Raw genomic sequence first — 14,859 nt, forward strand, 5'->3', positions numbered from 1 at the left:
TGCCGGATATGCCCGACACGGTGGATGATGGCAACGGCAACATCATTGACAACCCGGCCAAGGTGTACCTGCCCGAGCACATTGAAGGGTCCCGTGAGGACCTGGCGTTTCACGACGGCACCATTGCGCCCGTAGTCGGTGACAAAACCCATTACCACCTGTTGCCCAGTGCGAACCTGAAGCTGGATGTGACAGACAATGTGATTGTCCGTTTTGCCTACTCCAAAGCCATGGCGAGACCAGACTTCAGCATGTTCCGCTATGCGGCCAACATCAACGAGCCGGGTATTGATGTGGGTTACTCCGCCCAGTGCAAAACCTACAATCAGGAAACCGACTCGGTGGAATCGGTGCCCAACTGTACGCCCAGCCCGGAACTCAGTTATGACGATCAGGGTCGTCTGACCGGCGCTCGACCCCGTTACTCGGTCAATACCGGTAACCCGTACCTGGAGCCGATCACGGCGGATAACTACGATGCGACCTTCGAGTATTACTTCGACGGCGCCGGCATGTTTACCGTCAACCTGTTCCAGAAGGACTTTGACAACTACATCACCTACGGCACCACCGTGGTACCGGTGACCAACAATGGTGTCACCCGGGATATGTATATCAACGGTCCGGTCAACGGCGAGGGCGCCAGTGTCTGGGGCTACGAGGCGAACGTCCAGCGCTTCCTGGACTTCCTGCCCTCGCCCTGGGACGGTATCGGGTTTCAGGCCAACTACACGAAAATCTACAACCAGGGCATTGAAAACACCAACTACGATGGTGCCGGCGGCGCGGTGGATGCCGATGCCGAACGCTACGTGAAAACCGATGCACTGCAGGGCATGTCCGAGGACGCCTACAACCTGGTGCTGATGTACGAAAAAGGCGACTTCGCCTTCCGCACCGCGTACAACTGGCGCTCGGAGTATCTGGTGACCGCGAACGATTGCTGCAACCTGCCGGTGTGGCAGAGCGATCAGGGTTTCCTGGATGCCTCCATTCGCTACCGTCTGACCGATGGGCTGGAAGTGAGCCTGCAGGCCAGCAACATCCTCGATACCACCACCAACCTGCTGCAACAGGTGCGCGGTTCCGATCACGAAGACTACCCGAACCACAAGGTACCCACCGCCTGGTTCAAGAGTGATCGTCGCCTCTCTCTGGGGTTGCGCATGCGGTATTGATGGGTTCGTAACTCTCCCCTGCGAGGAGCCTTGCCCCGGACGCGGTGATTGACCCCGCCCCGGGGCCTTTTTGTTATAGTCGACGTAACCAACAAGAGGTCAATAACGTGAATTGGATAAAACCCTTGGGCATGGCCGCCTTGATGCTGTTGTCCGGCTGCAGTGGGCAGCCCGGTACGTTCGGTCAGTCAGAGCGCGGCGCGGAGCAGGGGGCGCACGATGCAAGTGCCTCATCGCCGTCGCCGGATCAGCGAGCAAGCAACCCGCTCATCTGGGCCGATGTGCCGGACCCTTCCGTCATTCGTGTGGGCGACACCTATTACATGAGCAGCACCACCATGCACATGAATCCCGGCCTGCCCATCATGAAATCCCACAATCTGGTGGATTGGGAGCTGCTGGGTTATGCCTATGACACCCTGTCGGACGGCAACGAATCCACCTTGAGCCAGGGCGAGCAATCCTACGGCCAGGGCTCCTGGGCCAGTAGTCTTCGCTATCATCAGGGGCGCTTTTACGTCAGCACTTTCGCCAACCACACCGGCAAGACCTATATTTTTTCCACCGACGATATTGAAAACGGTAACTGGGAGCGGGCTACTATTGATGAGCTCTTCCACGACGCTTCACTGGTGTTTGATCAGGGCCGGGTGTTCCTGATCTATGGCAACGATGACATCCATCTGGTCGAACTCAATGCCGAGGCCACCGCGGTCAAACCCGATGGTTTGAGCACCACACTCATTGAAAAAGCCTCAGCCATCGCGGGCGATGAATTCTGGGTGCCCTCCGAAGGGGCGCAGCTGACCCGCAAAGACGGCATGTACTACCTCAACCTGATCAGTTGGCCCGCCGGCGGTATGCGCACCCAGTTGGTGTATCGGGCCGAGCAGCTCACCGGGCCCTATGAAGGGCGCATCGTGCTGGAAGACCGGGGCATTGCCCAGGGCGGACTGATCGATACCCCGGACGGCGACTGGTATGCGTTTCTGTTCCGCGACTTTGGTGCGGTGGGGCGCATTCCCTATCTGGTCCCCGTGCAGTGGCGGGACGGCTGGCCGGTGTACGGCATTGACGGCAAAGTGCCCGAACGGTTGCCCATCGTCGCCACGGGTGATGGGCTGAATAATCTGGTGGCCTCGGATGACTTTGATTATGCCTCCGATGCCGATCTGAAGCTCGCCTGGCAGTGGAATCACAACCCGAATGACAGGGGCTGGTCGGTCACCGGGCCACCCGGCTATCTGACCCTCACCAACCAGCGCGTGGATTCCGGGCTGCTCGATACCCGGAATACACTCACCCAGCGGACCTTCGGCCCCAAATCCCGGGCCACGGTTGCTCTGGATGTCTCCGAACTGCGCTCCGGTGACCGGGCTGGTCTGGCCGCACTGCAGGCCAACTACGGGTTTGTCGGTGTGGAGCAGACTGACAGCGGTCGCGCGCTGGTGATGGTGAGCGGCAACGCCGAGCAGGAACAGGTGCAGGCGCGCATTCCGCTCACTCAGTCCACCGTGTACCTCCAGATCCGGGCCGACTTCGAGGACCAACGCGATCAGGCCAGCTTCTGGTACAGCCTGGATCAGGAGCAGTGGACCCGAATTGGCGAGCCCCTGACGATGGAATACACCTTGCCCCATTTCATGGGCTACCGCTTCGCCCTGTTCAGCTACGCCACCGAGCAGACTGGCGGTCGGGCCGCCTTTGATTATTACCGGGTGGAGTGAATCGTTCGCGTCGCCCGGGTTAAGTCGCCGGGCGGCCAAGGCCGCCTGATAGATTATAAGTAAAACTGTATTCCTATATGAAAAATTGTGTGATTTGCGGTAGTCTTCCCTTACCCCCAATAACAAACCACCTCTGAGTCAGTTGCCATGTTCAATCGTCTGTTGTCCGTCCTGCATCGTCCGACCTTACTTCAAGGGTTGGGGATTGTCTCACTGTCACTGCTGACGGCCTGTCAGCCCACCGATACCACCTCCCCGGATACGGTGGCGGTGGACGCCCAGCCGCTGACTTTCTGGTACGACCGGCCCGCCGAGGCCTGGACCGAAGCGCTGCCGCTGGGTAACGGTCGCCTCGGTGCCATGGTGTTTGGCGGGGTGGATCAGGCCGTGTTGCAACTGAATGAGGACACCGTCTGGGCCGGCGGCCCGCAGAATAACGTCAAGCCCTCGCTCAAGCCCCATCTGGAAAAAGTCGCGGAACTGGTGCTCGCCAACCGCCACGAGGAGGCTCAGGCCTACGCGGACGAGCACATCAAGTCCCACCACGACGGCATGCCCTACCAGACCGTGGGAAACCTGGTAATCGACCCGCAACACCCGGCCCAAGCCGACGACTACCGACGCGAGCTGGATATCGGTCAGTCTCTGGCCCAGGTGCGCTACCAGGTTGATGGCGTGACCTACCAGCGGGAAACCTTCGCCGCTCTGTCCGCCCCCGTCATCGTGACCCGCTGGACCGCCAGCGAGACCGGAAAACTGGATCTGGATCTGGGCTTCAACAGCCCCATGGACCACAGTGTTTCCGTGGACAATCAGCGCCTGCGAGTGGAAGGCAAGGGTGGTGATCACGAAGGCGTGGAGGGAAAAATCCGCTTCACCGCACTGGTCAATCCCATTCTGGAGGGCGGCACACTGGACAGTACCGGCCAGGGCTTGCGAATTCGCGGCGCCGACCGGGTGACCGTCTACACCGCCATGGCCAGCAATTTTGTCCGCTATGACGATGTGTCCGCGGACCCGACGGCCCGGGCCGAGCAACACCTGGCCGACGGCCTGCGCCGCTCCTACGAGGAGCTCCGCTCGGCCCACATCGCCGCCTATCGGGATCAGTTCGATCGCGTCTCCCTGGACCTCGGGCCCGCGCCGGCGGAGGATCAGCCCACGGACCAGCGCCTGGCGAACTTCCGTGAGCAGAATGATCCTCATCTGGCGGCGCTCTACTTCCAGTTCGGCCGTTACCTGCTGATCAGCAGTTCCCAGCCCGGCACCCAGCCGGCCAACCTGCAGGGCATCTGGAATGATCAACTGACGCCGCCCTGGGACAGCAAGTACACCCTCAATATCAATGCCGAAATGAACTACTGGCCGGCGGAGTCCACCAACCTGTCCGAGCTGCACGAACCGCTGTTCGGCATGCTCAAGGACCTTGCGGTGACGGGTCGGGAAAGCGCGCGGGAACTGTACGACGCCGACGGCTGGATGGTGCACCACAACACCGATATCTGGCGCCTGACCGGTCAGGTGGATGGAGCCTATATGTGGGGGCAGTGGTTGGGCGGCGCCGCCTGGCTCAGCCAGCATATTGGCTACCGTTACCACCATACCGGCAATCGGGATTTCCTCGCCGAGCATTACCCGATTCTGCGCGATGCGGCGCGCTTCTACGCCAGCGTACTGACGGAAGATCCGGATACCGGCTGGCTGGTTCTGGTGCCCAGTAATTCCCCGGAGAACGATTATCTGCACCGGGATGACGGGGTGCAGGCCGCCATCGACGCCGGCGTCACCATGGACAACCAGTTGGTCTTCGACCTCTTCTCTCTGGTTGTGGAAGCGGCCGAGGTGCTGGGGCAGGATGCGGAGTTGGCAGCGGAGCTGAGACAGTTGCGCGACCGGTTGCCTCCCATGCAGATCGGCCAGCATGGGCAGCTGCAGGAATGGTTGCAGGACTGGGACAGCCCCGAAGACAAGCATCGCCATGTCTCCCACCTGTACGGCCTGCATCCGAGCAATCAGATCTCGCCCTACCGCACCCCGGAGCTGTTCAGTGCCGTGCGCACCAGCATGGAAATGCGCGGGGATGAGTCCACCGGTTGGTCCATGGGCTGGAAAGTGGGTATCTGGGCGCGCCTGCAGGATGGCAACCGCGCCTACAAACTGCTCACCGATCAGATCAAGCTGGTCACCGAGGACAGCGCCCAGTTTGAGGCCGGCGGCACCTACGCCAATATGTTTGCGGCCCACCCGCCGTACCAGATCGACGGCAACTTCGGCGTGACCGCGGGTATCGCGGAGATGCTGGTACAGAGTCACGACGGCGCCATTCACCTGTTACCGGCGCTGCCGGATGCCTGGCCGGAGGGTAACGTCAAAGGGCTGGTAACCCGAGGTGGCTTTATCATCGATATGAGCTGGCGTGAGGGCAACGTCAGCGAACTGAGTGTCCGCTCGACCCTGGGTGGCCCCCTGCGTTTGCGGGTGCACTCGGACCTGACGCCGGCCGGTGACTTCGCGCTGGAGCCGGTCCGAGAGGGCGCACCGAGCGACAATCCGCTGCTGCAGGTCCCGGTGATCAAAACGCCCATCATTCACCAACCCGAGGCGGTGCAGCCGGTGGACGTTGCGCCCAGCCAACTGCTGGAAACACAGACCCAGCGGGGTCAGGCCTACCGTTTCAAGGGCTGAGTATTGCTGAGCATAAGCCATGGGATGGCGTATGAATTCTGGCCAAATAGGGGGTATCCGGTCTATATTACCTTTTGGTAATGCAAGGATTCGACATGTTCAGCTTAAAAAGCAAGATTATGGGCCTGGCGACGGCGTTGATGGTATTCGCCGCGCTGGGTTCCTGGTTGGGGTACCGGGCACTGTCCAACGACATTGTGGAGCGTTGGGGTCAGCAGGTCGCCGAGATCCAGGTTCGCTATGACAGTGCTCGGTTGCTCAGCTCCCTGGAGCGGGAAATTGGCCTGGCTAAACAGATGGCCAGCTCCCAGGCCATTATCCAATGGGCGCAGAACCCCGAGGACCCGTCACTCCAAGAGCAGGCGCTCGAGGAGCTGGAAACCTACCGGACCAATCTGAGTGACCACAATTATTTTCTGGCGCTGCTGGAGAATCGTCACTACTACTACAACAATGCCAATAATGAGTTCGCGGGGAACCAGTTTCGCTACGTCCTGGACCCGGACAGCGCGGACGATGCCTGGTTCTTTCAGTTGATTGAGGAGGGGCGGGACTTCCATCTCAACGTCAACCCGGATGTGGCGCTGGGGGTGACCAAGCTGTGGATCGATGTACTGGTTCGCGACGATCAGGGCAATATTCTGGGCATGGTGGGAACCGGGCTTAACCTCGATGCTTTCCTGCAGGACATCGTCGACATTGGCCAAGACGGAATTACCACCCTGTTTGTCGACTACAACGGCGCCATTCAGCTTTACCGGGACCGCAATTACATCGATTTTGCCAGCATCATCAAACCGGAAGGACAGAAAAACACGGTCGATCGCCTGTTCGATTCCCCCCAGGACAAGCAGCGTATTCTCGGCATGTTGGAGATGCTCAAGAAGCGCCCGGACACCGCCGGCGCGGTGGAAAGTGGTTTTGTTCGCATCAACGGCGCCGAACACCTTGCCGGCGTCGCCTTTTTACCGACGATCGGGTGGTTTGAAATTACCCTGTTGGATTTGAACACCCTCGTACCGGGCCATTACCTGTGGCCGCTGATCGCGGTATTCCTGGTCACCCTGGTGGTGGCACTGGGGCTGTTTCACTACATCATTCAGTCCCGGGTTTTACGCCCAATTGCCAGCCTGGAAAACGCCGTTGAACAAGTGCGGGAAGGGCGTTTTGAGTTACCTTACCTGCCCAAACCGGACAATGAAGTCGGTCGCCTGGCCGACCACTTCGAAAAGATGACCGATCGGGTAAGACGCTATACCGGCGAGCTTGAAGCGACCGTTGCCCAGCGCACCGAGCAATTGCATCGCCAGGCTCGCGTTGACGCATTGACAGGGTTGAAGAACCGGCGAGGGTTGGATGAAGCGCTGCTGGAAGTGATCAGCCGAGCCGAGCGCGAGGGCAATCGATATGGTCTGATCTGGCTGGACATTGATCACTTTAAAATCATCAACGATGAGCGTGGTCATCAGCTAGGGGATGACGTGTTGCGTCGCGTCGCTACCTGGTTGAAGGCGTCGGTCCGTCCGTACGACGTCGTCGGCCGCTGGGGCGGCGACGAGTTCCTGGTGTTGCTCTCGCCCTGCGACCCACCGACGCTGGAAGAGCTGGCCGAGCGCATTCGCCGTACCACGGAGGTAGAAAGTAAAGCCACCGGGGTTGCGATAACGCTGAGTCTTGGAGCCTATTACGGGCATCCGAGCGAATCGATCGATCACTTGCTGAAACAGGCGGATCAAGCACTGTACAAAGCCAAGCAAGAGGGTCGTAACCGTGTGGTGGTGAGCCTGGGTGGATTTGAGACCTCGGATACTCACTGACATCCTGCGGTAGTTTCGGACCAGTGTTTCACAGTCTCATCAGCTGAACTTCACGAGGTGGCTTGAAGACAACCTTGAGCAGATAGCGGTAGATGTCTTTATCCAGCAAACCGATGTCGGTGGGCGTCCCCACGAGCGTCTCCCAATCCGGCTCGCCATGTCCCGTCAGCGTTGCCAGAACACACCAGTTATCCAGCAGGAAAAGCGTGTAGGGTGACACTTCATCGTCCGGATTCTGGTATTCAATCAGCGCCGCGGGTCCAGGGTAGGGCCAGGCTTTCAGCGCGAGGCTGCCGAGCGCGTCCATCAGGCTCACATTGTGCTGCGCCGCTGACCAGTCCCCGGTGCACAGCCCCTTGCAGTGTTTCAGTTGACGTCCCATGCAGGAGCCATTCAGCGGCGCGGGTGTGATGATGACGTGATCGCATAAGCCGAATTGTTTGCCGGTATCAATCAGCGCGTTGCGCGCTTTCTTTTTCGACGGAAACAGGCCGTACATACGCCGATCACGGGCGGCCGACGGTGCCTCGATGATCTCCGGTCGCAGTACGCCTTCAGCGTCCTCACGCAACTGCAGTGTGTACAGCGTGCTGACTCTGCGCAGCCGACGATTGAACAGCGGCTGCCGGGTCTTGATCTCCTTGGCTTCGAGCAACAGCGCGCTCAATTCCCCTGTGGTGGGCTGCACCTGAATATCCCGAACCTGCTGACACATCGCCATGCCGCGGGCCGAGGTGCGATCGGCGGTGAAGTGGGACATCACCCGCTTGCGTACATCCACGCTTTTGCCGACATACAGCAGGCTGTTGTTCTCGCCATAAAAGTAATACACCCCGGGTCCATTGGGTAACCGGTCCAGGCAGGTAGGGTCCAGCCCAGGTGGCATGCTGGGCCGTCGCGTCTGCACCTGAACGGCCTGCATAAACGATTCGGGTGATCGGTCGGTCGCGGCTCGGCACAGAAATGTATAGGTCGCCCGGGCATCCGCCAGGGCGCGGTGACGGGCATCGGTTTCAATCCCGAAGCGCTGGATGATTGTCTCGAGACTGTGACGACGATGTTCCGGATACAGTGCCCGGGACAGTTTAACGGTACAGAGCAGCTCCAGCGAGAGCGGAAAGCCCAGCGAAGCAAAGGCATTGTGCAGGAAGCCGTAATCAAAGCGGACGTTGTGCGCCACAAACACCTTTCCTTCCAGGCGCTGAAATATGGCCTTCGCCACCTGCTCAAAGCGCGGCGCGTCGGCCACCATCGCATCGGTGATCCCGGTAAAGCGTTGAATGGTCGACGGGATGGCAATGCCCGGGTTGATGAGGGTGCTCCACTCACGCACACCGTCTTTGTCCACCTCGACGATACCGATCTCGGTAATGCGGTCGCGGGTCACACTGCCGCCGGTGGTTTCAATGTCCACGATCGCCAAGGGGCGATCCAGGCCGGGAAAGCGAGTGGCAAGTTGAGTGTTCGATACCGGGTCTGACAAGCGGCCTCCAATCGGTGAGCGAGTGGCTCACTTGACTACGTCAAGGAGGTGCAATTAGACCATAAACCGTTGCGGCTATCGTTGCGAGCGGCACCTATGTGATGCCGCTCGCAACGTAGAACGGGCGCTCAATCGAGCTCAAACACAAACCGGTTACGCACACCGTGTACGTCCACCGCCACACCGTCCTGTACTCGTGGCTGATACTTGAACTGCTCCGCCGCAGCAATGGCCGCCCGATCAAATACCGATGTGGTCTGGCCCTCGGTGGTGACCGCTTCCACAATCACCACATCGGCCGTTCTTCCCGTGGCGGTGACCGTATATTCCACGGTCACGAACCCCTCGATACCGCGAGTTGCCGCCAGACGTGGATACTGTGGTGCTACCTTGACGATGGCCATCAGATCACCACCGGTGGACACCGTCAGGGCTTCAGTGCGAGACAGCGAGGGTAACGCCACGCTGACCTCGGTGACCGAGGTTACCTGCGTCTCCACGACCGGCTCGGCGATCGGCTCCGGCGCCAGTGCGGGAGGCTCTGGTCGGGTGGGTGCTTCGATGATGGTTTCAATGGGCTCCGGCTTGGCCATGACCACCGGTTCGATTTTTGGTGGGTCGGTCACTACCGGCAGTTCAAAGTCGGTGTTGATCAGAGAGTACATCAGTAACAGCAGGCCGAAGGTGGTCACCAGGGCCATGGGTGGGGCATAGACATGGGAAGCGCGCATAGGCTTGATCTCCTTGATCCATGAGAAAGTAGAATCATTCCCACTTTCACTGTAAGCCTAGTTCGCGGTTATTACGCCAGCAAAGACGAATTGGAAATATTCCCGAGGTTTGAACCACTGATTCGCTATAAAAAATCCGGTATCTATCCGGTGCGCGTATTACAGTGCGGCGGATCCATTGTGGTGCTTGCGATAAGCCAGCGGCGTCGCGCCCAGCATCCGTTTGAAGTGGCGAATGAAGCTGCTGTGATCGTAAAACCCGCAGTCCAGCGCCACATCGGAAATGGGGGCCTTGCTCGTGCGCAGGTGCTCGCAGGCGATCAGGATCCGCAGTCGGATAATATACTCCCGCGGGCTCGCCCCAAAGGTCTCCATAAAGCGGCGCTCCAGCTGGCGCTGGGAGAAGCCGAACTGTTCGGCAATCTCGGGGATGTTCAAGCGCTGGGCGTAGTGAGAGCGGATGTGTTCCACCACTTTAAAAACCGGCAGCTCGGGGTGATCGTGCATGCGCTCGTAGCTTTGCACGATACCGCACAGCCCGACCACACCGCCTTCACGGTCAAACAGCGGCACCTTGTGGGTGACGCACCACTCCGGTAGGCCCTCACGGGTCGGGAAAAGCTCAATCAGATCGTGCAGCGGCTCGGCGGTCGCAAAAACGGTCGCATCATCCCGCCGAAATTTTTCCACCATATACAGCGGAAACAGAGTGTCATCCCGGCGACCGTACAGCTCGTCGGCGGAAGCGCAGCCGCAGCGTTCGGCAAAGGCTTGGTTGCCCGTCATGATGTGCCCTTCGCGGTCTTTGACGAAGTAGAGCACGCTGGGCATAAACTCGAAAATCCGCCCTGCGGAGTATCGGGGGTCGAGCTGAGCAAGCCAGGGGTCAAGTTCTTTCATGTCGAAATAATACAATTTTTTTACGACAAGGTACAAGCCGCGGCTGTTCAATAGCGCTAGCATGAGTCCCAGTAATAAATCTAATGAATGGGGAGTACCGCTATGCAATTTGGCGCCAGCACCTGGCTTTGGACATCGCCCTTTACCAGTGATCAGGTGGAGCTTCTGGAGAAGATCGCCGGTCTGGGCTTCGACTTTGTCGAGTTTCCGGTTGAAGACCCCGAGCACTATGCGGTGGATGAACTTCGGCCCGTGCTGCGTGATCTGGGCCTCGATGCGGTGGTCTGTACGGCGGTGGTGGGCGAGCGCGACCTGAGCGCCGAAGACCCGGCCATTCGGCGAAAAGCCCTCGATTACTTCGGTTCCTGCCTGAAACTGGCCGAGGGCCTGGAATCGGAGGTACTGGTCGGCCCCCTGTACGCCCCGGTTGCCAAGCCAAGATTGTCGACCGAGGCGCTGCGTCAGGCGGAGTGGGAGCGGTCCGTCGCCAGCCTCACAGAATTGTCCCGCACCGCCGGTGAACACGGCGTCCGGCTGGGCCTTGAGCCGCTCAACCGGTTCGAGACCGATATGGTCTGCACTGTGGCCGACGCCCAGCGCATGCTGGCCGATGTGCACAGCCCGCATCTGGGCATCGCCCTGGACAGCTTTCATATGAATATCGAAGAAACCGATTTCCGCGACGCGGTCCGTCAGTGCGGTGACCAGTTGGTGCATGTGCAGGTGTCCGACAGTCACCGGGGTGTTCCCGGCGAGGGCAACAGCGACTGGGCCGGGCTGCGCGAGGGGCTGCGCAGCGTGGGCTATGACGGCAAGCTGTCGATCGAGAGCTTTTCACCGGACGCGTCCAGTCTCGCCGAGGCGGTATGCATCTGGCGCCGCTTTGCTCCCAGCCAGGACGAATTCGCCCGCCGGGGGATCGCCTTCCTGCGCGACTGGTGGGCACACATCTGATTCTGATGACCTGACGCTACGTTAAAGAGAACGAGCAATCCGCGCCGCGTAGGTCAGGTAAGCGAAGCGCACCTGAAGGTTCAGGTTGAAACCACTCGGCGCATGACGAATTTGCAACGACATTCTGAGTAACAGCATTAGACAGGAGAGTGATTATGAGCAAGCTGAAAGTAGGACTGGTCGGACTGGGCTTTGGTGCCGAGTTCATCCCCATTTATCAGGCGCACCCGAATGCCGAAGTCGTGGCCCTGTGCCAGCGCAATGAAGCGAGCCTCAACGAGCTGGCGGACAAGTTCGATGTGCCCGCCGGCGGACGCTACACCACCTATGAAGACATGCTGGCCGACCCCAATGTGGACGCGGTGCACATCAACACCCCGATTGGCGATCACGCCAAGCACAGCATCATGGCCCTGGAAGCGGGCAAGCACGTGGCCTGTACGGTTCCGATGGCCACCAGCGTAGAGGATTGTGAGCGCATCGTGAAAGCCACCAAAGCCAGTGGCAAGGTTTACATGATGATGGAAACCGTGGTTTACAGCCGCGAGTATCTGTTTGTGAAGGAAATGTACGACCGGGGCGACTTGGGTCGCATTCAGTTCCTGCAGGCAAGTCACCAGCAGGATATGGACGGTTGGCCCAGCTATTGGGAAGGTATGCCGCCCATGCACTACGCCACCCATTGCGTCGGTCCGGTGCTTGGTTTGCAGCGCAAGCTGGCCAGCCAGGTACAGTGCATCGGATCCGGTAAAATCCGTGACGAGTTTGCCGGCATTTACGGCTCGCCCTTCGCCATCGAATCCTGCCACATCCAGATGCAGGACTCGGACGTGGGCGCCCGCATCTATCGCTCGCTGTACGACACCGCCCGCCAGTATCGCGAGAGCTTCGATGTGTACGGTTCAGAGAAATCCTATGAGTGGCCACTGATTGAAGGCGAAGACCCGGTCATGCACACCCGGGGCAAGCCCGAGCCGGAAGTGCCCGAGCGCGTCAAGGTGCCGGATTACGCTCACCTGTTGCCGGAAGAAATTCAGTCCTTCACCGGCCAGGGCGTGTACGATGAAGAGCACGAACACCTGAGCTTCACCCAGGGTGGGGGGCACGGTGGTTCTCACCCGCACCTGGTGCACAACTTTATTCGCGCCGTGCTCGAAGGCTATAACGCATACCCGAACGTGGTGGAGTCCGCCAATATTACCTGTGTGGGTATTCTGGCCCACGAATCCGCAATGGCCGGTGGCGAAGTGAAGACCATGCCGGCGTTTGCGCTTGAGGTGGAGTAGCGCCGCATCGAGAACCCAGAAAAACAATAATCCATAGAGACCGGCTAGCCCGGCGGCGGTCAAGCGCCGGGCAGCCTGATACCAACACTTGTGAAATAGCGGTATTAATATGAATAAATTAGAACGACAATGGGCCGCGTGGCGGTCCCGGCTGGGCACGGTCATCCTGTCGGCGTTGTTGCTGCCGGCCATCGGCTGCTCAAGCGGCGATCGAGATGCATCGGTCGCCAGCAATACTGAGGCGTCGCAAGACGGCGTGATCAATCTTTTGTTCATTGGCCATGGCCACCGCGAAGGCGATGGCATTCACATGTCCTACCGCAACGCGCCCCTGTTCAATCAGTCTCTGGGCCGTGAAAAGATCTTCATGGAATACGTGGAAGATCTGGATCGGTTGAGCGATGAAGGGCTGGCCGATGTGGATGCGGTCATGTTGTACGCCAACTACAACGAACTGTCCCCCGAGCGGGAAGCGGCACTGCTGAGCTTCGTGGAAGAGGGCGGTGCGTTCCTGCCCGTCCACAGTGCCAGCGCCTGCTTCGGCCATTCCGACGCCTTTGTCGATCTGGTCGGTGGACGCTTCAAGAGTCACGGTGCCGGTGAATTCACCGCGACCATTGCACCGGGTCAGGAAAACCATCCGATCATGAAAGGTTTCCAGACCTTTGAAACCTGGGATGAAACCTACGTTCACGCCGATCACAACGAAGAAAACCGCACCGTGCTGATGCAGCGCGAGGAAGAGCCCTGGACCTGGACCCGTGAGCAGGGTGAAGGCCGGGTGTTCTACACCGCCTATGGTCACGACGAACGCACCTGGGGTCAGCCTGAATTTCACGACCTGCTGATTCGCGGCATCCTCTGGGCCGTGGGCGAGGAGAAGCGTGAAGCCAACCGCGCGCTGGTAGAAACCTTGCCCGAAGCCGCCTATGAAGAAGCGGGTACCATTCCCAACTACCGTCGTATTGAGCCAGCCCCCAAATTCCAGAAAGCGTTGAGCGTGGAAGACTCCATGGCCCTGACCATGGTGCCGGAAGGCTTTGAATTGCAGTTGTTTGTCAGTGAGCCGGATATCGTCAACCCCATCGCCTTTACCTGGGATGAGCAGGGTCGCCTGTTCGTGCTGGAGTCCGTCGACTACCCCAACAATCAGGCGGAAAACGGCCGAGGCAATGACCGCATCAGTATGTGTGTCGATACCGACGGCGACGGCCGGGCCAATGGCTGCGAAGTGTTTGCCGACGAGCTGAGCGTGCCCACCAGTATTACCCCGCTCAACGGCGGTTTTGTGGTATCCCAGGCGCCGGACTTCCTGTTTCTGAAAGACACCGACGGCGATGGCAAGGCCGATGTCCGCGAAGTCCTCAATACCGGATGGGGCACCCGGGACACTCACGCCGGACCATCGAACCTGAAATACGGCCACGACAATCGCCTTTGGGGCGCAGTGGGCTACTCTGAAGCGCCGGAAGATGAAAACGGTGAGTCCTTCCAGAATGGCGTCTACCGGATGAATCTGGATGGCACCGATATCGAGCCGATCGGCCAGTTCAATAACAACACCTGGGGTCTGTCGTTCAGTGAAGACTTCGAAGTGTTCGGCTCCACTGCCAATAATGCGCCGGTTTTCCACGTGCCGTTGTGGCGCAGCTACGTTTACGGTAAAGATGAAGACGTGGTTCCCGGGTTGGCCGCATTGGCTTATGACTTTCCCAACATTTTCCCGTCTACCTATAACTTCCTTCAAGTGGACTTCCACGGCCGTTACACTGCCGGTTCCGGGCTGAGCCTCTACACGGCGNNGAACCTTCCCGGAAAAGTTCTGGAACCGCGGCGCCTTTATGGGCGAACCCACCGCGCACCTGCTCGGTCAGTTTTTTATCGACGCGCAACCCGATAGCGTCGGGTACAAAGCCAAAAACCGTGGTTCGATTCTGAGCAGTACCGATGAGTGGCTCTCGCCGGTGCAGATGGACGTGGGCCCCGACGGCCACTTGTGGGTGGCCGACTGGTACAACTTCATCATCCAGCACAACCCGATTCCCTCCAAAGAATCCGCCGGTTTTGATGCCGAAGAAGGTAAGGGCAATGCCCACGT

11 protein-coding genes are annotated in these 14,859 nt (G+C 59.4%); 8 read left to right on the forward strand and 3 right to left on the reverse strand.

The genetic code is table 11. From position 1 onward, the window contains the following. The 4 genes from B3187_RS02560 to B3187_RS02575 all read left to right on the forward strand — a co-directional run. On the forward strand, nucleotides 1-1,178 hold a 1,178-nt coding region (locus B3187_RS02560), incomplete at its 5' end, for a TonB-dependent receptor domain-containing protein (protein WP_286804470.1). A 107-nt stretch (nucleotides 1,179-1,285) separates the two neighbouring features. Continuing rightward, entirely contained in the window at nucleotides 1,286-2,905 is a 1,620-nt protein-coding gene (locus B3187_RS02565; protein WP_286804471.1) for a glycoside hydrolase 43 family protein, read from the forward strand. A gap of 147 nt (nucleotides 2,906-3,052) precedes the next feature. Next, nucleotides 3,053-5,590 (forward strand): glycoside hydrolase family 95 protein, encoded by a 2,538-nt coding sequence (locus B3187_RS02570; protein WP_286804472.1) that lies wholly within the window; start codon nucleotides 3,053-3,055, stop codon nucleotides 5,588-5,590. Nucleotides 5,591-5,685: 95 nt separating this feature from the next. Then, nucleotides 5,686-7,407 (forward strand): sensor domain-containing diguanylate cyclase, encoded by a 1,722-nt coding sequence (locus B3187_RS02575; protein WP_286804473.1) that lies wholly within the window; start codon nucleotides 5,686-5,688, stop codon nucleotides 7,405-7,407. Between the two features lie 28 nt (nucleotides 7,408-7,435). Here B3187_RS02575 and B3187_RS02580 read toward each other — a convergent pair whose 3' ends face one another. From B3187_RS02580 to B3187_RS02590, 3 genes are all read right to left on the reverse strand, one after another. Continuing rightward, entirely contained in the window at nucleotides 7,436-8,890 is a 1,455-nt protein-coding gene (locus B3187_RS02580; protein ID WP_286804474.1) for an exonuclease domain-containing protein, read from the reverse strand. 128 nt (nucleotides 8,891-9,018) lie between these two features. After that, nucleotides 9,019-9,621, reverse strand: coding sequence for an energy transducer TonB (locus B3187_RS02585; RefSeq protein WP_123639153.1), 603 nt, complete (start codon nucleotides 9,619-9,621; stop codon nucleotides 9,019-9,021). Between the two features lie 159 nt (nucleotides 9,622-9,780). Beyond that, on the reverse strand, nucleotides 9,781-10,521 hold the full coding sequence (locus B3187_RS02590) for an AraC family transcriptional regulator (protein WP_170162940.1): 741 nt from the start codon (nucleotides 10,519-10,521) through the stop codon (nucleotides 9,781-9,783). Nucleotides 10,522-10,623: 102 nt separating this feature from the next. Here B3187_RS02590 and B3187_RS02595 point away from each other — a divergent pair, with 102 nt between their 5' ends. The 4 genes from B3187_RS02595 to B3187_RS02610 form a co-directional block, all read left to right on the forward strand. Then, nucleotides 10,624-11,475: a sugar phosphate isomerase/epimerase family protein gene (locus B3187_RS02595; RefSeq protein WP_286804475.1), complete on the forward strand. Its 852-nt coding sequence runs from the start codon at nucleotides 10,624-10,626 to the stop codon at nucleotides 11,473-11,475. A 155-nt stretch (nucleotides 11,476-11,630) separates the two neighbouring features. Then, entirely contained in the window at nucleotides 11,631-12,761 is a 1,131-nt protein-coding gene (locus B3187_RS02600; RefSeq protein ID WP_024462186.1) for a Gfo/Idh/MocA family protein, read from the forward strand. A 109-nt stretch (nucleotides 12,762-12,870) separates the two neighbouring features. Further along, nucleotides 12,871-14,661 (forward strand): PVC-type heme-binding CxxCH protein, encoded by a 1,791-nt coding sequence (locus tag B3187_RS02605; protein ID WP_286804476.1) that lies wholly within the window; start codon nucleotides 12,871-12,873, stop codon nucleotides 14,659-14,661. Continuing rightward, nucleotides 14,603-14,859 (forward strand): DUF7133 domain-containing protein (locus B3187_RS02610; protein WP_286804477.1); only part of this gene is annotated, 257 nt, incomplete at its 3' end. The genes B3187_RS02605 and B3187_RS02610, both read left to right, overlap by 59 nt.

This window comes from Marinimicrobium sp. UBA4209 (genome assembly GCF_002381585.1).
Lineage (GTDB): Bacteria > Pseudomonadota > Gammaproteobacteria > Pseudomonadales > Cellvibrionaceae > Marinimicrobium > Marinimicrobium koreense.